The 20,276-nt window shown below is 66.5% G+C and carries 19 protein-coding genes; 6 read left to right on the forward strand and 13 right to left on the reverse strand.

Features of this window, described 5'->3' with window-relative positions; translation table 11 throughout:
- Nucleotides 1–163 precede the first annotated feature (163 nt).
- The 3 genes from OSH07_RS03505 to OSH07_RS03515 form a co-directional block, all read right to left on the reverse strand.
- The gene (locus tag OSH07_RS03505) at nt 164–3,571 is read right to left on the reverse strand and encodes an efflux RND transporter permease subunit (protein WP_266337204.1); all 3,408 of its coding nucleotides are present in this window, start codon (nt 3,569–3,571) and stop codon (nt 164–166) included.
- Nucleotides 3,568–4,818 (reverse strand): efflux RND transporter periplasmic adaptor subunit, encoded by a 1,251-nt coding sequence (locus OSH07_RS03510; protein ID WP_266337205.1) that lies wholly within the window; start codon nt 4,816–4,818, stop codon nt 3,568–3,570. The genes OSH07_RS03505 and OSH07_RS03510 overlap by 4 nt, the downstream gene beginning before the upstream one ends.
- Nucleotides 4,819–4,891: 73 nt before the next feature.
- A complete protein-coding gene (locus OSH07_RS03515) occupies nt 4,892–5,521 on the reverse strand; it encodes a TetR/AcrR family transcriptional regulator (RefSeq protein WP_266337206.1) in 630 nt (209 codons plus the stop codon).
- A 336-nt stretch (nt 5,522–5,857) separates the two neighbouring features.
- Here OSH07_RS03515 and OSH07_RS03520 point away from each other — a divergent pair, with 336 nt between their 5' ends.
- Entirely contained in the window at nt 5,858–6,862 is a 1,005-nt protein-coding gene (locus OSH07_RS03520) for a phosphotransferase family protein (protein ID WP_266337207.1), read from the forward strand.
- A complete protein-coding gene (gene eno, locus OSH07_RS03525) occupies nt 6,859–8,151 on the forward strand; it encodes a phosphopyruvate hydratase (RefSeq protein WP_266337208.1) in 1,293 nt (430 codons plus the stop codon). The genes OSH07_RS03520 and eno overlap by 4 nt, the downstream gene beginning before the upstream one ends.
- A 132-nt stretch (nt 8,152–8,283) precedes the next feature.
- On the opposite strand, the gene OSH07_RS03530 is transcribed toward eno, so the two are convergent.
- Nucleotides 8,284–9,033, reverse strand: coding sequence for an SDR family NAD(P)-dependent oxidoreductase (locus OSH07_RS03530; protein ID WP_266337209.1), 750 nt, complete (start codon nt 9,031–9,033; stop codon nt 8,284–8,286).
- 165 nt (nt 9,034–9,198) lie between these two features.
- Between OSH07_RS03530 and ribB the strand changes: the two genes are divergently transcribed.
- Entirely contained in the window at nt 9,199–10,302 is a 1,104-nt protein-coding gene (gene ribB / locus OSH07_RS03535) for a 3,4-dihydroxy-2-butanone-4-phosphate synthase (RefSeq protein WP_266337210.1), read from the forward strand.
- Nucleotides 10,303–10,434: 132 nt separating this feature from the next.
- Nucleotides 10,435–10,599, forward strand: coding sequence for a DUF1328 domain-containing protein (locus tag OSH07_RS03540; protein WP_266337211.1), 165 nt, complete (start codon nt 10,435–10,437; stop codon nt 10,597–10,599).
- A gap of 85 nt (nt 10,600–10,684) precedes the next feature.
- Here the strand turns inward: OSH07_RS03540 and OSH07_RS03545 are convergent, their stop codons facing one another.
- Both OSH07_RS03545 and OSH07_RS03550 read right to left on the reverse strand, forming a co-directional pair.
- The gene (locus tag OSH07_RS03545) at nt 10,685–11,230 is read right to left on the reverse strand and encodes a sigma-70 family RNA polymerase sigma factor (RefSeq protein ID WP_266337212.1); all 546 of its coding nucleotides are present in this window, start codon (nt 11,228–11,230) and stop codon (nt 10,685–10,687) included.
- Between the two features lie 94 nt (nt 11,231–11,324).
- Complete coding sequence (locus OSH07_RS03550; protein ID WP_266337213.1) at nt 11,325–11,570, reverse strand: NepR family anti-sigma factor; 246 nt, start codon at nt 11,568–11,570, stop codon at nt 11,325–11,327.
- Between the two features lie 190 nt (nt 11,571–11,760).
- Here OSH07_RS03550 and OSH07_RS03555 point away from each other — a divergent pair, with 190 nt between their 5' ends.
- Both OSH07_RS03555 and OSH07_RS03560 read left to right on the forward strand, forming a co-directional pair.
- A complete protein-coding gene (locus tag OSH07_RS03555) occupies nt 11,761–12,564 on the forward strand; it encodes a response regulator (RefSeq protein ID WP_266337214.1) in 804 nt (267 codons plus the stop codon).
- 216 nt (nt 12,565–12,780) lie between these two features.
- Nucleotides 12,781–14,595 carry a sensor histidine kinase gene (locus OSH07_RS03560; RefSeq protein ID WP_266337215.1) on the forward strand — a complete coding sequence of 605 codons (1,815 nt, stop codon included), beginning with the start codon at nt 12,781–12,783 and terminating at the stop codon, nt 14,593–14,595.
- A 78-nt stretch (nt 14,596–14,673) separates the two neighbouring features.
- Here the strand turns inward: OSH07_RS03560 and OSH07_RS03565 are convergent, their stop codons facing one another.
- From OSH07_RS03565 to OSH07_RS03595, 7 genes are all read right to left on the reverse strand, one after another.
- Nucleotides 14,674–15,015, reverse strand: a complete 342-nt coding sequence (locus OSH07_RS03565) for a hypothetical protein (protein ID WP_266337216.1) — start codon at nt 15,013–15,015, stop codon at nt 14,674–14,676.
- Nucleotides 15,012–15,320, reverse strand: coding sequence for an ElaB/YgaM/YqjD family protein (locus OSH07_RS03570; protein WP_266337217.1), 309 nt, complete (start codon nt 15,318–15,320; stop codon nt 15,012–15,014). The genes OSH07_RS03565 and OSH07_RS03570 overlap by 4 nt, the downstream gene beginning before the upstream one ends.
- Before the next feature lie 21 nt (nt 15,321–15,341).
- Nucleotides 15,342–15,605 carry a hypothetical protein gene (locus OSH07_RS03575; protein ID WP_266337218.1) on the reverse strand — a complete coding sequence of 88 codons (264 nt, stop codon included), beginning with the start codon at nt 15,603–15,605 and terminating at the stop codon, nt 15,342–15,344.
- Between the two features lie 185 nt (nt 15,606–15,790).
- Complete coding sequence (locus OSH07_RS03580; RefSeq protein WP_266337219.1) at nt 15,791–16,750, reverse strand: ABC transporter permease; 960 nt, start codon at nt 16,748–16,750, stop codon at nt 15,791–15,793.
- 2 nt (nt 16,751–16,752) lie between these two features.
- Nucleotides 16,753–17,634: an ABC transporter permease gene (locus OSH07_RS03585; RefSeq protein WP_266337220.1), complete on the reverse strand. Its 882-nt coding sequence runs from the start codon at nt 17,632–17,634 to the stop codon at nt 16,753–16,755.
- Nucleotides 17,635–17,788: 154 nt separating this feature from the next.
- Entirely contained in the window at nt 17,789–19,078 is a 1,290-nt protein-coding gene (locus OSH07_RS03590; protein ID WP_266337221.1) for an ABC transporter substrate-binding protein, read from the reverse strand.
- A 37-nt stretch (nt 19,079–19,115) separates the two neighbouring features.
- Nucleotides 19,116–20,105: an ABC transporter ATP-binding protein gene (locus OSH07_RS03595; RefSeq protein WP_266337222.1), complete on the reverse strand. Its 990-nt coding sequence runs from the start codon at nt 20,103–20,105 to the stop codon at nt 19,116–19,118.
- Nucleotides 20,106–20,276: the final 171 nt, after the last annotated feature.

Consider the following 20,276-nt stretch of genomic DNA (forward strand, 5'->3'; position numbering starts at 1 on the left):
CGCCTCCCCTCTCCTGCAAGCGGCGAGGGGAGGCGGCCGGCGATCGTCGCGGGCAGCGCGATCCGGTCCGCCGGCTCGTCCGGCTGCCGCGCCGCTGAAAAAAAGCCCCTCCCACGCGTGCGGGAGGGGCTGGGCGGTGGGGGGCTTCCTGACCCGGGAGCGCCTATTCGGCGGCGATCCGCAATTCCTTGTGCAGCGCCGGCGTGGTGTTCGACGGCTCGTGGCCGTCGGTCGGCTCGTCCGTCTCGTTCGGCGCGAACGCCTTGTGGAACAGGCGGCCGACGAGATGCGAGAGGTCGTCCATGATCGTGTAGACGGACGGGATGAAGACGAGCGACAGGATCGTCGACAGGAACAGTCCGCCCATCACCGCGATCGCCATCGGCGCGCGGAATTCGCCGCCCTCGCCGAGCGCCAGCGCCGCCGGCATCATGCCGGCGCCCATGGCGATGGTCGTCATCACGATCGGCCGGGCGCGCTTGCGGCCGGCGTCGATGATCGCCTCCTTGCGGCTCATGCCGTGCTTGACCTGCTCGACCGCGAAATCGACCAGCATGATCGCATTCTTGGTGACGATGCCCATCAGCATCAGCATGCCGATGATGACTGGCATCGAGAAGGCGTTGTTGGTCAGAAGCAGCGCCGCCACCACGCCGCCGATCGACAGCGGCAGCGAGGCGAGGATGGTCAGCGGCTGGAACACGCTGTTGAACAGGATGATCAGCACGACGAAGACCAGCAGGATGCCGGAGCCCATGGCGACGCCGAAGGCGGAGAACACCTCGGCCTGCGCCTCGGCATCGCCGGTCTCCTGCAGGTGGACGCCATCGGGGAAGTTCTTGACGACGTCCATCGTCTTGATCCGCTCCGTGCCCTGGCCCGAGGTGAAGCCGTGCGCCATGTCGGTGCCGACCTTGACCAGACGTTCGCGGTCGTAGCGCTCGATCGTCGCCGGGCCCTGGCCGAAGCCGACATCGGCGACGGTCGCGAGCGGCACCGAGCCGCCGGCGGGCAGCGGCACGCGCAGCGCCGACAGCACCGACAGATCGGAGCGGGCGACGCGGTCGAGCTCGACCCGGATCGGCACCTGGCGGCCGTCCACCGTGAACTTGGCGAGGTTGGCGTCGGCATCGCCCGTGGTGGCGACGCGGATCGTCTCCGAGATCCGGTCGGGCGCGATGCCGAGCGCCGAGGCTTCGTCGAGCTTCGGCACGATGCGGATTTCCGGACGCGCGAAGGAAGAGAGCGCGACCGGGTTCAGGAACATCGGATCGGCCTTCATCGCCGCCTCGAGATCGCTCGAGGCGGTCGCGACGGCGTCGCCGTTCGGGCCGGTGACGGCGATCGTCGTTTCGCGGTCGCCGCGTTCGTTGACGACGTAGAAGCGGATGTCGGGGATGCCGGAAAGGACAGAAGCAATCACAGGCTTCATGTCCTTCTGGCTGATGGTGCGTTCCGCCTTCGGCACCAGTTCGACGATGACGGCGGCGCGGCGGGTCTCCAGCGTGCCGGTCGGCGAGGTGCCGCCCATGACGAAGACGCTGCGGATCTGGGGCAACTGCCCGAGCGCGGCGGCGATCCTGTCGGTGGTGACGGTGGTCTCGTCGAGCCCGGTGCCCGGCGGCAGTTCGACCGAGACCATCAGCCGGCCTTCGTCGCCCTCCGGGATGAACTCGGACGGCAGCAGGCCGGTGGCCCAGATCGAGACGGCGAAGGTGGCGATGCCGATCGCGAGCGTCACCCAGCGCATGCCGCGGGCAAGCGTGCCGCGCAGCAGCGCCGTGTACATCCGCATCACCAGCCCGTCATGCTCCTCGGCCGGATGCGGCTGGCCGAGCCAGGCGCGCAGCAGGGCGAAGCCGGCGGCGAAGGCGAGCGCGCCAAGCGCGATCTTGGTCCAGCCGGTGGCGGCGATCCGTTCGGACAGGGTGCCGAGCAGCGGCACGCCGACGAGCGCCTCGCCGGAGATCTGCAGCACGAGCGCGCCGAGGCCGACGACCACGGCGACGGGGATGACCGCGCGCAGCCGGCGGCCGAGATCGTTCAGGAAGCCGCCATAGACGGGCTGGCCGTCCGAACCGTCGCCAACATAGGGCGCGCGCATGAAATAGGCGGCCATCATCGGCGTGATCAGGCGGGCGACGAGCAGCGAGAAGAACACCGCGATCGCCACCGTCAGGCCGAACTGCTTGAAGTACTGGCCGGCGATGCCACCCATGAACGACACCGGCGCGAAGATCGCCATGATCGTCGTCGAGATGGCGATGACGGCGAGGCCGATCTCGTCGGCCGCTTCCAGCGCCGCGCGATAGGGCTTCTTGCCCATGCGGGTATGGCGGACGATGTTCTCGATCTCGACGATGGCGTCGTCGACGAGGATGCCCGTCACCAGCGTGATGCCGAGAAGGCTGACGAGGTTGAGCGAGAAGCCCAGCATCGACAACGCCCAGAAGGTCGGGATCGCCGAAAGCGGCAGGGCGACCGCCGCGACCAGTGTCGCGCGCCAGTCGCGCAGGAACAGCAGCACGACGAGGATGGCGAGGATCGATCCCTCATAGAGGGTATCCATCGCGCTTTCGTAGTTGCCGTAGGTGTAGTGGACGGTGTTGTCGATGATCGAGAAGGTGACGTCGGGATGCGCCTTGCCGATCTCGGCGATCTTGGCGCCGACGACATCGGCGACCGAGGCATCGCTGGCGCCCTTGGCGCGATAGACGGCGAGCGCCACGACCGGCTTGCCGTCCAGGCGGGCGAAGGACTTCGGCTCCTCCCAATGGTCCTCGACGGTGCCGAGATTGCCGAGCCGGACCTCGCGGCCGCCGGAGATGACGATCCGCGCATTGGCGAGATCCTCGATCGACTTGGCGCCGGCGAGCGTGCGGATGGTCTGTTCCTGGCTGCCGACTTCGCCCTTGCCGCCGGCGAGATCGACATTGGTGATCTGGAGCTGGCGGTTGACGTCGGCGGCCGTGACGCCGAGCGCCATCAGCCGGTCCGGATCGAGGCGGATCTGGATCTCGCGGGTGACGCCGCCCATGCGCTCGACGCGGCCGACGCCCTTCAGCGCCTGCAGGTCGCGGATGACCTGGTCGTCGATGAACCAGGAAAGCTGCTCCGGCGACATGGTGGGCGCCAGCGCGCCATAGGTGAGGATCGACTGGCTCTCGACGTCGATGCGCTGGACGATCGGCTCGTCGACCGTGCGGGGCAGGTCGCCCCGGATCTTGGCGATCGCGTCCTTCACGTCGTTCAGCGCCCGGTCGGTATTGACCTCGAGGCGGAACTCGATCGCCGTCGTGGACTGGCCGTCGGTGATGGTCGAGGAGACGTGCTTGACGCCGGTTATGGACGCTACCGCGTCCTCGACCTTCTTGGTGACCTGCGTCTCCAGCTCGGCCGGCGCCGTGCCGGCGTCGGTGACGGTGACGGAGACCAGCGGCACGTCGATGTTGGGGAAGCGCGTGATCGGCAGCCCCATGAAGGAGACGATGCCGAAGGCGCAGAGCACGACGAAGAGAAGGATGGGCGGAACCGGATTGCGGATCGCCCAGGCGGAGAAGTTCCAGCTCATCCCTTCGCTCCCTCGCTCTGGGTCTCGTGCTTGGCCTCGCCCTTGGTTTCGTCCTGGGCCTCGACCGGGGTGACGGCGTCGCCGTCGCGCACGAAGGTGCCGGCGCGCAGCACGACGGCCTCGCCGGCGACGACGCCGTCGACCACCTCGACCAGGCCGCGACCGGAAATGCCCGTCTTGATCGGCCGCGTCTGGATCTTGCCGTCGACGACGACCTGCGTCGTGGCCTCGCCGGCCGTGGTGACGACGGCCGACACCGGGATCGCCACGACCTCGCGGCGGGCCAGCTCGACCGTGCCGCGCGCGAAGGCGCCGGCATTGACCTTGACGTCGGCCGGCAGCGCGACGCGCAGGCGGCCGAGGCGGCTGGTATTGTCGATGCGAGGCGCCACGAGGCGGACGGAACCCTGGATGCCTTCCGGCGCGCCCTGCACGGTGACCTTGACCGGCTGGCCGACGGCGATCTGCGCCAGCTCGGCTTCCGGCACCTGGGCTTCGAGCTCGATGGCGCCATCCTCGGCGAGGCGGAACAGCGGCTCGCCGCCGCCGGAAACGATGGCGCCGATGCGGGCCGAGCGCGACAGCACCAGGCCGTCGGTCGGCGCCTTGATCTCGGTCTTGGCGACGCGCAGCTGCAATTCGCGCCGCTGCGCCTCGGTCAGGGCCTTGTCGGCCTCGGCCAGCGCCAGGCCCTGGGCGGCGGCGTCGCGGCGGGCGGCCGCTGTCTTGGCGGTCGATTCCCGGAGGTCGAGCGCGTCCTGGGCGACGATGCCCTTGGTCTTCAGCGACTGGCCGCGATCGAAGGCGGCGTTGGCCTGCGCCTCGACGGCGGTCGCCTCGGCGATCTGGCTCTTCGCCTGGGCGATCGCCGCGTCGTTGCGCGCGAGCGACGACGCGTTCTGCGCGAGCTGGACGTCCAGCATGTCGGTCGAAAGCCGCGCCAGCACCTGGCCCGCTTTGACGTGGTCGCCTTCCTCGGCCGAAAGGTCGGTCAGCCGGTAGCCGTCGAGATCGACGCCGACCAGCACCTCTTCGCGCGGCACCAGCGAGCCGACGACGATGGCGGTCTGGACGACCTCCTTACGCGCGGCCGGGATGACCGTGATCGCCGGCGGCTTGGGGGCTTCCGCAGCGGGCTTCGGTTCGTTCGCCGAGGCCGAGAACATCGATTCCGGCAAGGCGAGCGCGCCTGCGGCGATGGCGGCGACGAAGGCGGCGGAGGCCGCGAGACGGGTCATGCGCTTCATGGTTCGTTCGGCCGCTTCTGGCGGCCCCTCTGGTCAGGCTGGCACGGGCGGTCTCACGCCGCCGTCATGCCGCTCAGGCTTTCATTCCCAAAACGCCGGCGACGAGCCGCCGCAGCAGCGGCTCCATCCGGGCGAGCGATAGGTCTGGGTCATTGATTTGGCGCAGGGCGATGCCGTCCACGGCCGCCTGCAGCATGCTGATCGTGGCGTCTAGATCCTCGATCGGCGGCATCTCGCCCTTCTCGATCGCCTCCTCGAAGACTTCGCGCATGATGTCGCGCACGCTGTCGTCGATCTGCGCGAAACGTTTGCCGATCTCGGAATTGCGCAGGCTTTCGGCGCTGATCTCTGCCATCAGCTCGCAGGCGCCGGGATCTCGCATATAGCCGAAATAGCCCATGGCGCAGCCGATCAGCCGGTCGAGAAGCGGGCCGGGGCCGCGCATCGCCTGGACGATCTCCGCCGCCCCGCAACGTTCGTCCTGGGCGATCGCCTCGATGATCGCTTCCTTGGACGGGAAGTAGCGATAGAGCCCGCCGGGGCTCATCTTCGCTTCGAGGCAGATCTCCTGCATCGAGGCGCCGCGAAACCCGGAACGCGCGAAACAGGTGCGCGCCGCGTCGAGGATCTGCGCGCGGCGGGCATCCTGCGCGGCTTCGCGCGGTGCGGAGGCGGTCGTGTCCGGTTGGGCGAGGACGGTCATGGGCACCCGAAAAATTCTGCGAATGAATGTTCGCTCGCAGCAAGTGCGGTTGGTCTGCCCCTAAGTCAAGGAGCGGGCAACGGTGCCTATTCGATTTTTCCGGGAGCCGGCGATTCTGCGGCAATTCCGTCACAGCCGGCGGCGGTGGGTCTCGCACCGGCTGAAGAGAGCAGGCGAATGCGTCCGATCTGAGGCTGTCACCTGGCTGTTGTTCTTGGCCGCCGGATGCGGTCGGCTCCGGGCGGTCCGATGCATTTTCCGCTGAAATCACCTAGACAGAATGCTCCGCCACGGCCGAAGGCCGGGCGGGAGGGAGAGATGCCTGGGGAGGCAAGGGTGGAGACAATCGACCGCGAACTGGCGGCGTGGCTGGTGCGCGCCGGTCTGGTGGAGGACGGGGCCGATATCGTCGCGGAACCGCTCACCGGCGGCGTGGCGTCCGACATCTGGCAGGTGCGGGCGGGGGGGCGCAGCTTCGCCATCAAGCGGGCGCTGGCGAAGCTTCGCGTGGCGCGGGACTGGCGGGCGCCGGTATCGCGCAATGGCAACGAGGTGGAATGGCTGCTGGAGGCCGGCCGCATCGTGCCGGATGCCGTGCCGCATGTGCTGGCGCATGACGCCACGGTCGGCGCCTTCGCCATGGATTATCTGGAGCCGGAGGATCATCCGGTCTGGAAGGCCGAACTGCGGGCAGGGCGGGTCGATCCGGTCTTTGCCGCCGCCGTCGGCCGTGCCATCGCCGCCATCCATGGCGCGACGGCGCATTCGCCGGAGATCACCGCCCGCTTCGATACCGATTCGATCTTCCATTCGATCCGGCTCGAGCCCTATCTCGAGTCGACGGCCGAGGCGCATCCCGATCTCGCGCCGCAATTGATGTCGCTGTCGCGCGACACGCTCGCGACCAAGATTGCGCTGGTGCATGGCGACGTCAGCCCGAAGAACATCCTGGTCGGGCCGAACGGGCCGGTCTTCCTCGACGCCGAATGCGCCTGGTATGGTGACCCGGCCTTCGACCTCGCCTTCTGCCTGAACCACATGCTGTTGAAATGCCTCTGGGTTCCGGCCAGCCGCGCCGGCTATCTCGCCTCGTTCGATGCGCTTGCTGGCGCCTATCTCGACGCCGTCGGCTGGGAGCCGCGGGAACAGATCGAGGCGCGCGCCGCGCGCCTGCTGCCGGGCCTGTTCCTGGCGCGCGTCGACGGCAAGTCGCCGGCCGAATACGTCACCACGGAAGCCGACAAGGATCGCGTGCGCCGCGTCGCCCGTCCCCGGATCGCCAACCCGCCGCCGACGCTCGCCACCATTCGCGACGCCTGGGAAGAGGAACTTACGAAGTGAACGACACGACGATTCGCAAGGTCATCGGCCGCCGCGTCTGGGATTCGCGCGGCCGGCCCACGGTCGAGGCCGAGGTCCAGCTCGCCTCCGGCGCAATCGGTCGCGCCATCGCGCCGGCCGGCGCTTCGACCGGCACCGGCGAGGCGGTCGATCTCCGCGATGGTGGCGACCGTTTCGGCGGTCATGACGTCACCCGCGCCGTCGCGTCCGTCCAGGGCGAGATCGCCCGCGCCCTTGCCGGCAGGGACGCTTTCGACCAGGCCGCCGTCGACGCCGCGCTGGTCGCCCTCGACGGCACGCCCAACAAGGGCCGCCTTGGCGGCAACGCGCTGATCGCAACCTCGATGGCGGTGTTGCATGCCGCCGCCGCCGGTGCCGGCCAGCCGCTCTGGCGCTATCTCGCCGGTGGCAGGAGGGTCCGAATCCCGGTGCCGGAGATCCAGATCTTTGGTGGCGGCGCGCATGCGGCGCGTCGCGTCGACGTGCAGGATTTCATGCTCATCTGCCCCGGCGCTTCCTCCTTCGCCGAGGCGCTCGACTGGACCGCCGAGGTCTATCGCGCCGCCGGCCTGCGGATGAAGAAGGCAGGCAAGCTGCAGGGAGTCGCCGACGAGGGCGGCTTCTGGCCGGCCTTCAACTCCAATGAAGAGGCGCTCGACGAACTGGTAGGGGCGATCGCCGATGCCGGCTTCACGCCCGGTCCGGATGTCGGAATCTCGCTCGACATCGCCGCGTCCGAGTTTGGCCGCGACGGCCGCTACAAGCTGGCGCTCGACGATAGCGAGCTCGATACCGGCGGCATGATAGACCTGCTCGGCCGCTGGCTCGACGCCTATCCGATCCTGTCGATCGAGGATCCCGTCGCCGAGGACGACGAGGCCGGCTTCCTCGCCTTCACCGAGCGCTATGGCGACCGCTGCCAGGTGATCGGCGACGACTTCCTGGTGACGAACGCGGCCCGCGTCGACACTGCGGCGGCGAAGGGCTCGGCGACTGCCGTGCTGGTCAAGCCGAACCAGGCGGGCACCGTCACCGAGACCAAGGCGGCGCTGGATGCTGGTAAGAGGGCGGGCTTCGGCACCATCGTCTCGGCCCGCTCGGGCGAGACCGAGGATGTCACCATCGTCCATCTCGCCGTCGGCTGGGATGCCGGCCAGTTCAAGGTCGGCTCGTTCTCCCGCTCGGAGCGGATGGCGAAATGGAACGAGATGCTGCGCGTCGAGGAAGCACTCGGCGCCGATGCGGTCTATGCCGGCAAAGCGGCGCTTGGCCTGCGTAAGGCGGTGTGAGCAGATCCCTCACGATCGGGCCTCGCCTTCACCTCTCCCGTGGGGAGAGGTGAAGGATAGCGGCAGCGTTCAAACAAAAAGGGCCTCCGGCCGCATATGTGGCCGGAGGCCGGCTTTGAAGAGAAGCTTTAATCAGTACGTCGCGCGGCCGCCCGAAAGGTCGAACACGGCGCCGGTGGTGAACGAGCATTCCTCGCTGGCGAGCCAGGTCAGGATGGCGGCGGCCTCCTCGACCTTGCCGAAGCGGCCCATCGGGATCTTCGACAGCATGTAGTCGATATGCGCCTGGCTGACCTGCTGCAGGATCGGCGTGTCGATCGTCGCCGGGGTGATGGCGTTGACCGTGATGTTGTCCTTGGCGAGTTCCTTGCCGAGCGACTTGGTGAAGCCGATCACGGCCGCCTTGGACGCGGAATACGCCGACGCGGTCGGGTTGCCTTCCTTGCCGGCGATCGAGGCGACGTTGACGATGCGGCCATAGCCGTTCTTCTGCATGCGCGGAGCGACGAAGCGGTTGCAGTAGAACAGGCCGTGGACGTTGATGTCGAAGACACGCTGCCATTCGTCGATCGGATAGTCGACGACGAGCGCGTTCTTGCCGGCGACGCCGGCCGAGCAGATCAGGATGTCGATCTTGCCGAGATGGCCCTCAGCGGTCTGCACGGCGGCCTCGACCTGGTCCGCCTTGGAAATGTCGAGCTGGACACCATGCGCGTTCGGTCCGAGCGCGGCCTTGGCGGCGTCGATGCGGGCTGCGTCCACGTCCCAGATACAGACTGTTCCGCCCTCGGAGACAATGCGCTCGGCGGTCTTGAACCCGATGCCCGAGGCACCGCCGGTAACGATCGCTCCCCGACCGGAAAAACGCTTGATATCTGCCATTCGTCTTCTCTTCCTCTGTTCGCGCGCGAACAACGCCGCTCCTACGGTGGCGATACTGGTAAGGCCCATACGGTCATCAGACAACCGTTTTAACAGCTTCCTGAGTAGCACTCCGCGGACGATTGCTTATAAGGACAGGATCTTATCCGCATACGGACATGGTTCATGGCCCTCAATACGATTGAAGAAGCCGTCGCCGCGATCGCTGCCGGCGAACTGATCGTCGTCGTCGACGACACGGATCGCGAGAACGAGGGCGATCTGATCATGGCCGCGTCCAAGGCGACCGCAGACAAGGTCGCGTTCATGATCCGCCATACCAGCGGCATCATCTGCGTGCCCGTCAGCGCCGACCGCGCCGAGGCGCTGCACCTGCCGCCGATGGTTGCGAACAACCGCGATCCGATGCGTACCGCCTTCACCGTCACGGTCGACTACAAGGTCGGGCTCACCACGGGCATTTCGGCCGAGGAGCGCGCCAACACCATCCAGGCGCTCGCCAACGACAATTGCACCGCCTCGGACTTCCTGCGTCCCGGCCATATCTTCCCCCTGATCTCGCGCGAGGGCGGTGTGCTGATCCGTTCCGGCCACACCGAGGCCGCGACCGATCTCGCCCGCCTGGCCGGGCTGGAACCCGCCGGCGTGCTGGCCGAGGTCGTCAATGACGACGGCACCGTCAAGCGGCTGCCGGAACTGCTGGAATTCGCCAAGGAGCACGCCCTCAAGATCATCTCGATCGAGGACCTGATCGCCTATCGCGCCCGCACCGAGAACTTCGTCAAGGTCGTCGACAGCTTCCAGGTTCCGGTCGGCGGCCGCACGGCGACGGCCTTCGTCTACGAGACGCCGTTCGATCCGCTGCAGCATCTCGCCATCGTCTTCGGCGACGTCGCCGAGCAGCCGGACGTGCTGGTCCGCATCCATCGCGCCAACCCGATTTCCGATTTGATCTCGCGCGGGCCGGATTCGAAGGGCTGGCTCGAGACGACGCTCCGCAAGGTCGGCGCCGCCGATCGCGGCGTGTTCGTGCTGATCCGCGACCCGGCCGTCGTGCGGCCGGATGGTTCCGCCGCCGGCGACGGCGAGGAGCGTCACATGTCGGCGCGGCAGCGCAAGGAGCGCTGGCGCGAGATCGGCGTCGGCGCGCAGATCCTCCGGGATCTGAAGGTGCGCTCGATCCGCCTGCTGTCGTCGCAGGAACGGCAATATGTCGGCCTGCAGGGCTTCGGTATCGCGATCACCGGCCGCGAGCCTTCGGGCGAGTAATCGGGGGCGCTGACGCCGGGATGCATGTCGTTGACGGTGTCGCCAGACCATCCGTGAAGACGGGAACTCGCGGGCTCTGTCCGCATTGAATGTTCGAGCGGCCCGATGCCGCAGACATTCATGGAGGACCTGATGCTGAGCTGGGCGATCTTCTTTCTCGTCGTAGCGCTTGTGGCTGCCATTCTTGGCTTTGGCGGCATCGCCGGCACGGCGATCGGCATCGCGAAGATCATCTTCGTCGTCGCGATTGTTCTTTTCCTGATCTCCGGTGTCATGCATTTGATGCGGAGGGCCTGACGCCCGATCGGCACCGGAACAAGCAAAAGCCCCGCGATCGAGCGATCGCGGGGCTTTTTTGTTGGGCCTCGATACACGGAAAAACTCAGCCGGTGCGCAGCGCCATCGCCTGCTGGATCTCGTCGGCCGAGCGTTTCGCCGTTTCGGCGGGGGGCAGGGGCACGCCGCCGCTCATGATCTCTTCCAGGCGGGCGCGGGCGCGCGAGACGCGGCTCTTCACCGTACCGACCTTCACTTCGCAGATGTCGGCAGCTTCCTCGTAGGAAAAGCCGCTCGCGCCGATCAGCACAAGCGCCTCGCGCTGCTCGTCGGGGAGAAGCTGCATGGCGCGCAGGAAGTCGTCGAGCTCGAGATGGCCGTGCTGGCCGCCGATGTCGGCGAGCCGGGCCGCATGCGCCCCCTCCGAGTCCTCGACCTCGCGCCGGCGCTTGCGGCCTTCCGAGTAATACTGGTTGCGCAGGATGGTCACCAGCCAGGCGTGCAGATTGGTGCCGGCCTGGAACTTGTCCTTGTTGGCCAGCGCGCGCATGACGGTTTCCTGCACGAGGTCATCGGCGCGGTCGCGATTGCCGCTCAGAGAGCGGGCGAAGGCGCGCAGCATGGGCAGGGCGTCGACCAGTTCATTCTTCATGTCTGACTCCGTGGCAATCACTGCCTTGGGCAGTTCCCATATAGGGCGGTCGCGGGCTTCGGGCTCACGCGTTCGGGAATCGCGGGCCTGGGGCTCAGGCGCCGCCCTTCGGGGATTTCTGGTCGTCCGGGGCCGGTTCGTCGTCGATCCGGTTCAGAAGGGACATGATGTCGTCCGGCAGAGGCTCGTTCAGCGCATTGTCGAAGACACGGCGCAATTGCCGCCCGATCCAGTCCTCTTTTTCTTCCTGGCTGTTGGGAGCGGGAAGTGGCGAGCGAAACTCGGCGCTTTTCGCATTGCTGTCGTTATTTTCCACGTTTCTTGTCCTGGCTGTGCCCAAGCTGCGCTCCGTAACGATCGCGGCGCGTCTTTGTCGGGATGGAAATGCCGTACCTCGAGAATGGTTCCTATGAATTTGACACCTAAAAAATGGTTGCCGGAAAAGTCGTCACGAAACTTGTCCTGAATCGGGAACCGATCGGCCCGCGCCGCGTTCTGCATCAAAGAGTGATCACTACGGAGGGGAATTCATGCCCGAGAGTCTTTCGCAGGCACTTGCGCCGCATCTGCCGTTTCTGCGGCGTTATGCGCGTGCGTTGACCGGCGGCCAAACCAGCGGCGACGCCTATGTCCGCGCCTGCCTGCATGCGATCGTCAATTCGCCAGCCGTCATCGATCGCAGCGTCCATCCCAAGATTGCCCTCTATCGCCTGTTCCACGCGATCTGGTCCGGCACTCAGCTTGGCGCCGACGCGACAATCGACGGATTGAGCCGGCAGGAAGCGACGGCGCAGCAGCGTCTCGCGGCCATGACGCCGGAAAGCCGGCAGGCCCTGCTCCTGACGGCCATGGAGGGGTTCTCCGATGCCGATACGGCTGCCGTCATGGGCATTCCGGGCGAGCGCATCCAGCCCCTTCTGACCGAGGCGCTGGCAGAGATCGATCGCCAGACACGCACGCGCGTTCTCGTCATCGAGGATGAGCCGCTGATCGCGATGGACCTGACCGGCATCGTGCAGGAACTCGGCCACGAGGTCGCCGCTGTGGCGCGGACCCGTGCCGATGCCGTCGAGGCGGCCATCCGCGAGAAGCCCGGTCTGGTCCTTGCCGATATTCATCTGGCGGACGGCTCGTCGGGCATCGACGCGGTCAAGGACATCCTGGCGAGCTTCACGCTGCCGGTGATCTTCATCACCGCCTTCCCGCAGCGCCTGCTCACCGGCGAGCGGCCGGAGCCCACCTTCCTGCTTACCAAGCCGTTCGACCCGCGCACGGTGAAGGCGGCTATCAGCCAGGCCCTGTTCTTCAACTCGACGGCGTCGATGGCGGCCTAGGCGGATCCGGAAGCGCCGCGCGGCGATCAGCCAGGCGATGCGGCGCCGTCGCGTCGCGGCTATTGCGGCCGCCCGTTGCCGGCGCTCTTTCGGCATCGCTTTCACCGGCCTGGATTGCCTTGCGGTCCCCCGTCGATCTCCTCCTTCCGGCCGATTGCGGGATTCCCACGCCGGCCGGCTTGCCGCCTTGGTTTCGTAGCGCAGAAGGACCATCCGATGGATTGGCTGCTCAACGTCCTTTCGCAGGGGGCGGACGTGATGGGCGATGACTTGCTGCGCGCGCTGCCGCGGCTGGTCGTCTCCGTCAGTACCTTCGCGATCGCGGTGGCGGCGCTGTCCTTCCTGTGGCAGCGGCGCGATCTTCCCGCCGTCTATCGGCGGGTGGCGCTGGCGCTCGTCCTGCTGCTGCTCGGCATCGCGGTCTCCTTCGCGATGGCCGCGATGCAGATCATGCAGCCCTCCAGCTATGCACGGTTGATCGAGGCGGTCGCGGCGCTGAGCGCGGTGGTGGCGGTCTTCCTTATCCGCTTCGTCCTGCCCGAATTGCTGGCCCTGCCGTCGCCGCGGCTGCTGGAGCGCAACAACCGGCACCTGAAATCCGAGATCGACGCCCATATCGACACGATGCGGGAGCTGACCGATATCCGAAGCGATCTCGAGGAAAAGGTCAGGGTCCGAACCCGCGAACTGACGGCGGCCAAGCAGCGCTTCGAAGCAGCGCTGACCGGCTCGGACATCGCCGTCTTCAGCCAGGATACCAACCTCATCTTCACCTGGGCCTATGATCCTCGGCGCGGCCTGACCGCCGAGGAGGTCGTCGGCAAGACGGACGCCGACCTGTTTCCGACCGATGTCGCGCCCGCGGTGACCGAGGCGAAGCGCAACGTCGTCGCGAACGGCAAGGGCACGTCGATGAACGTCGTCGTCAAGGCTGCGGACGGCGCGTCGCAATATCTGCGCCTGTCGATCGAGCCCTTGCGCGACAGCGCCGGCGAGATCGTCGGCCTGACTTCGGCGGTCGTCGACCTGACCGAGCGCCATGACTACGAGACGCGGCTTTCGGCGCTGACCTCGGGCCTCGCCCAGGCCAATGCCCGCTTCGACATGGCGCTGCGCGGTTCCCCGATCATGGTGTTCAGCCATGATCGCGAACTCCGCTACAACTGGGTCTACAACCCGGCCGCCGGCCTCAGCGGCGACGAGATGCTCGGCCGCACGGACGAGGAATTCTGGCAGGACGAGACCCGGCTGCCGATCGTCATCATGAAGAAGGCCGCCATCGCTTCGGGCGAGGCGCAGCATGGCGAGATCGTCATGACGCTCGATGGCGACAGGCGCTTCTTCCAGTTGCGGCTCGAACCGATCCTCGGGGCCGACCGCGCCGTACAGGGCCTGGCCGGCGTGGCCGTCGACGTGACCGAGTCGCATCGGCAGGAGGAGCATCTGCGACTTGTCATGCGCGAGCTGACGCACCGGTCGAAGAATTTGCTCGCCGTCATCCAGGCGATGGCGCGGCAGACCGCCGCCCGCTCGGACGATCTGCAGACCTTTGTCTCCCGCTTCTCCGCCCGCTTGCAGGCGATGGCCGCTTCGCACGACCTGCTGGTGGCGCGCGAATGGCATGGCGCCATCCTGAGGGACCTCGTCAACGCGCAGCTCGGCCAAGCGATCGATCCCGGCTCGGATCAGTTGCGGATCGACGGGCCGACGCTGAGTCTGCGGCCGGATGCGGCGCAGAATATCGGCCTCGCCCTGCACGAGCTCACGACGAATGCCGCGAAGTATGGCGCGCTTTCGGTGCCGGGCGGGCAGATCGCTTTGAACTGGGGCATCCGCGACGGCGACCGCCTGCATCTGCATTGGGCGGAGACCAATGGTCCCCCGGTGCAGCTGCCGGAGCGCACCGGCTTCGGCATCACGCTTCTGGAGCGCGGCGTTGGCCAGGCGCTGGACGGCACCGTGACTTTGAACTTCATGCCCGGCGGGCTGGTCTGCGAGATCGACATTCCCCTGAGCCATGCCCTCGATTGAGGGGCGCGTGGAGGGAGCGGACAGCAAAAGAGGCCCTGAAGGGCCTCCGGCATTCTCGTTTTTCGCTCGCGGCCGACGCTAGCGCTTCCGCGACAGCCCGCCGAGCAGGCCCATGGCGAAGGCGAGGGCCACGCTGGTTGTGCCGACTTCCTGCTGCTGGCGCCGGCCGCTGCGCCAGTTGGCGACGAGCAGCAGGATCAGGCCGATGACGAGGAACGCCCCGCCGACGACGAGCTTCGCCACCAGCGAGCCATAGCTGAGTGCGAGCGCCTGGTAGCCGGCGGCGACGCCGAAGCAGACGCCGACGATCAGGAACACGCCGGCGACCGCGAGCAGCCCGACCCGCTTGAGAGTGCGGACGGTCGTCTGCGTGGCGGCAGCGGCCGCCACGCTGGTCAGGGCCTGGAACAGGCCGCTCATCGCCGGCCTATCAGCGCGCCGATGAACAGGCCGATGCCGGCGGCGATCAGCACGGCCGGGACGGGATTCTTGGTGATGTGGCCTTCGATGTCCTCGGCAGCCTGGTAGCCGCGGCGGCGCGCTTCCTCGGCCGAGGCGCGGAACGTCTCGCTCGCCCGACCGGCGGCGTTGTGCAGCGCATCGGCGCCTGCGCTCGCATGTTCCGAGCCGAACTTGCGGATCGTCTCCGTGAGTGACGCCAATTCGGCCTGGATGGCCTTGACCTGGTCCGCGATGTCGGAACCGTCCGTGCTCTTGGTCACCATGTTGGCACTCCTGTGCGTTGCTCAAGCTTGCGAAGACTTGAGAGATCTATCGGGAAGTATATGCGGCGTGGATGCTGCGTTGTCGATACGGGCCAGCGCAATTGCCAGTTCCATGGTTAGCTTTTGATAAGCCGCGCGCTCTTCTTCAGGCGCGAGCCTTGCCAGAAGCGTTGCCGACCTTTGCCAGTGCAGCAGCGTCTCCGCCTTCTCGCTTCGGGTGAGGACCTTGTCGTTGACGATGTCCCCGGGCCGTCCGAAACCGGCATATCCCTGATTGGCTGTCATCTGCCTTCATCCTCGGTTCACACCAGGCGACCCTTGGTGAGAACGGGCCAAATCGGCAGGGGTTCCAAGGGCATCGCGGCCGCCTCCGCGAGTTGCCGTGCGCCGTGGCCAAAATGCAACCGCCGCGCCCGGAGGGTCCGGACGCGGCGGGATGTCGATCGCTGGCCGGGAAGGCCGCTTGTCGGTCAGGTAGTGCCCTTGCCGGCGTCGGAGCCATGGCGCCTGCGGCGATGCTGGACGATCAGCATGCCGAGGATCGCCATCGCGATCACCGCGAAGGAAACCGCCGTCGTCACCGTGCCCAGCGCATAGATGACGGGCGTGGTGACCGTGGTGGTGAGGCCGCGCAGCGTCAGCGGCAGCGTGTTGACGGCGCCCACCGTCTGCGAGGAGCGGGCGATCTCGTCCCAGGAGAGCGTGAAGCCGAACAGCGCCACGCCGACGAGCGAGGGGGCGATCATCGGTAGCACGACATGGCGGAAGGTCTGCCAGGACGAGGCGCCGAGATCGCGCGCCGCCTCCTCATAGGCAGGGTTGAAGCGGTTGAAGACGGCGAACATGATGAGGAGGCCGAAGGGCAGCGTCCAGGTCAGGTGGGCGCCGATGCCGGAGGTGAACAGCCCCATCAGCGTCTGGAAATTGTCCTGGATCAGGATGCCGGTATTGCCGAGGAAGTTCGTCCACATCGTCGCGTTGTCGAGATCGGCATAGTTGTCGACCAGGAAGTCGCCAAAACTCTTGATGCCCTGGTTGAACAGCTGGAATTCGAGCGCGATGCCGAGCGAGACGACGATCGAGGGCAGGATCAGGCTGGCGATCGCCGTGAAGAACAGCAGGTCGGCGCCCTTGAACTTGCGGCGGAAGGCGTAGCCCGCCATCACCGAGATGACCACGGTGACCAGCGTCACCACCAGGCCGAGCTTCAGCGAGTTGATCAGCGCGTCGACGACGTTGGGCACGCCGATACCGGCCCACAGATTGTGGAACCAGTGCAGCGAGAGCCCGTTCATCGGGAAGGTCATGCCGCCGTTCGGGCCCTGGAAGGACAGCACCAGGATGGTGAGGGTGGGGCCATAGAGGAACAGCACGTAGAGGGCGAAAACCGCCGACAGCACGTAGAATGCGCGGGAGCGTCCTTCCGTCATGCTCAGAGCTCCTTGCGAATGTCGACGAAGCGCAGCAGCGTCCAGATGATCATCAGCACGATGGCTAGCAGGACAACGGCGTTGGCGGCGGCGATCGGGAATTGCAGCGCGTTGATCTGGCTTTCGATCACCTTGCCGGCAGAAGCGATCTGCTGGCCGCCCATCAGGCCGATCGAGATGAAGTCGCCCATCACCACGGTGATGACGAAGATCGAGCCGATGGCGATGCCGGTCTTCGACAGCGGGATGATGACGTTCCAGAGCGTCTGCCAGCCCGAGGCGCCGGTGTCATAGGCGGCCTCGACCAGCGATTTGTCGATGCGCGACATCGAGTTCAGAATCGGCACGATCATGAACACAGTGTTCAGGTGGACGAGCGCCAGCACGACGGAAAAATCGGAATAGAGCAGCCAGTCGAGCGGTTCGGAGGTGATGCCGATCGACATCAGCGTCTGGTTGACGACGCCGTTGCGCCCGAGCAGCGGGATCCACGAGATCATGCGGATGACGTTCGAGGTCCAGAACGGGATCGTCGTGACCAGCGCCAGGATCAGGCGGACATTGTTCGACTTGATCTCGAAGACGAGGAAATAGGCGATCGTGAAGCCGAGCACGAGGGTGATCAGCCAGACCGTCAGGCAGAATTTCAGCGTCGACAGATAGGTGCGGAAGGTGGTGCAGAGGTCGGGCAGCGAGGCGAGGCACTTGTCAAAGGCCGTGGCGTAGTTGTCGCCGACGAAGGCCGGTTCGATCGAATAGCCGGTATAGGTCCAGAAGCTGACGGCGAGCGTGACCAGGAGCGGCAGCACGAAGAAGATCAGGAATACGATCGCGAGCGGCGCCGCCTGCCAGTAGGGGGCCCAGCGCGATTTCATTTCCAGCATGTCGGGCAGGCTCCGTTTCGATGGAAGAGGGCGACAAGGGGGGAAGCGGCTCGCCTCCGGGGCGTCACGGGCGGGATGGCGCGGTCCCGGTCCGGCGCGGTCTCGCCTGCGGGCGGGGGTTGGCGTACCCACCCGCAGGCGATGTCATGGCCGATCAGGCGGCGATGAACTCGTTCCACTTCTGGATCATGTAGGCGTTCTCATCCATGATCGAGTTCCAGCAGGCCACCGCGCCCATGCGGGTGTTGTAGGAACCGCCGTCACGGACCGAACCGGCCTTTTCGAGCAGGCCGCCATCCGGGCCAAGGATGTCCTTCTCGGCCGGCTTGCCTTCCATCCAGAACGCCCACTCGTAGGGCTCCATGCTTTTCTGGGCGGTTTCGAGCACGGCGGCGTAGTAGCCCTGCCGGTTCAGGTAGGCGCCGGCCCAGCCGTCGAGGAACCAGTTGATGAACTCGTAGGCGGCGTCGAGCTTCTTGCCCTTCAGCGTCTTCGGCAGGCCGAAGCCCGATGCCCAGGCGCGATAGCCCTCCTTGAGCGGCTGGAAGGTGCAGGGGATGCCCTTCAGTCGGACGGCGGTGACAGCCGGCGACCACATCGACTGGATGACCGTCTCGCCCGAGGCCATCAGGTTGACGCTCTCGTTGAAGTCCGACCAGAAGGCTCGGAACTGGCCGGCCTTCTTGGCCTCGATCAGGGTGGCGATCGTCTTGTCGATCTCTTCCTTGGTCATGTTGCCCTTGTCGCCGTACTTCACGGTGCCGAGGGCTTCGTTGACCATCGCGGCGTCCATGATGCCGATCGACGGGATGTTGAGGATCGAGGTCTTGCCCTTGAATTCGGGGTTGAGCAGCTCGGCCCAGCTTTCGATCGGGCGCTTGATCAGGTCGGGACGGATGCCGAGCGTGTCCGCGTTGTAGGTGGTCGGGATCAGGGTGATCCACTCGGTCTGGCCCTTGGCGAACTCCTTGCCGCGCTGCTTCTCGAGATACATCACCTTGTGCGGCGCCGTGCCCTGGTCGCCGATCTTCTTGCCGTCGATCTCGCCCTTGGTGATCGCCGTCGCCAGCTTGTCGACGAGCTTCACCTTCTTGGCGTCGATCGCCTGGAAGTTGCCAGACGGGATCAGGTTGCGGAGCGAGAAGTATTCGGTGTCGACGAGGTCGAACGAATCCGGCTGGGTGATGATGCGCTTGGTGACGTCATCGGTGGTGACGGTGACGTATTCGATGTCGATGCCGGTGACTTCCTTGGCCTTGGCGGCGATGGCCGGCGACTGGTTGGTGGCGGTCGACAGGTAGCGCAGCTTGATCGGCTCGTCGGCGTGGACGGCCGGGAAGCCGGTCACGGCAGTGGTGCCGAGGAAGCCCGCGGTGATGGCGGAGCCCTTCAGCAGCGTGCGGCGGGAAATGCCGCCCTTGATGCCCTTGGTCTTGTCGTTCACGTCATTGTCTCCTCTGGCTTGTTGTCGAATGCCGCGTTCAACTGGCGGCGGAGAGCTCGTGGATGTCGTTCGGATCCCAGTGCACCGTGACGGTGTCGCCGGTCTCGAAGGGACGTTGGTAGAAGGCGCGCTCGGGCACGATGGCGGTCATTTCCAGCCCGGCCTCGGTGGCGAGGCTGACGTAGACGGCGGTGCCCTGGTATTCGACCTCGCGCACCGAGGCGGCGACGCCCTCGCCGCCCTCGGCCGTGACGGTGAGGCGGTCGGCCCGCACGCTCACCATGCGGCCGTCGATCGGCATGACGTTGTGGCCGCCGATGAAGCGGGCGACGAACTCGGTCGCCGGCGCGTTGAAGATCTCGCGCGGCGTGCCGGCCTGCTCGATCTTGCCGTTGTTCATGATGACGATCAGGTCGGCGAGGGCCATCGCCTCTTCCTGGCTGTGCGTCACATGGATGAACGAGATGCCGAGCTCGCGCTGGAAGCGCTTCAGCTCGGCGCGCACCTTGATCTTGAGGAAGGGATCGAGGGCCGAGAGCGGTTCGTCGAGCAGCAGGATCTGCGGGTCGGTGACGAGGGCGCGAGCGAGGGCGACGCGCTGCTGCTGGCCGCCGGAGAGCTGGCTCGGCAGGCGCTCGGCATAGCGCTCCATGTCGACCAGCTTCAGCGCCTCCGTCGCCTTGATCGAGCGCTCGACCTTGCCGACGCCCTTCATCTTCAGCGAGAAGGCGACGTTGTCGCGCACCGAGAGATGCGGGAACAGCGCATAGGACTGGAACATCATCGCCGTGCCGCGCTTGGCCGGCGGCAGCTTGTTGACGATCTCGTTGCCGAGCGCGATGTCGCCGTCGGAGACGGCCTCGTGGCCGGCAATCATCCGGAGCGTCGAGGATTTGCCGCAGCCGGACGGGCCGAGCAGGCAGCAATAGGTGCCAGCCTTGATCTTGAGATTGATCGCGTCCACGGCAACCGTGCCGCCATAGCTCTTGGTCACGGATGCCAGTTCAAGATCTGCGGGTCGTGCCATCGTCGTCTCCGGTTGAACCTGCGGAGAGAGTGGCAATTCGCGTGCCAGAGGCGGAAATCTGCGGAGTCCCACGTTGGCGAGCGATGCCGGCGACGCTGCGGCAAGCCGTTTCCGCTGCGCAAACAACGTGCTTGCCTAATAATTGATCATATCGAGGGTGAGGATCTGCTG

It is taken from the genome of Kaistia nematophila (assembly GCF_026343855.1).
GTDB classification, from domain to species: Bacteria; Pseudomonadota; Alphaproteobacteria; order Rhizobiales; family Kaistiaceae; genus Kaistia; species Kaistia nematophila.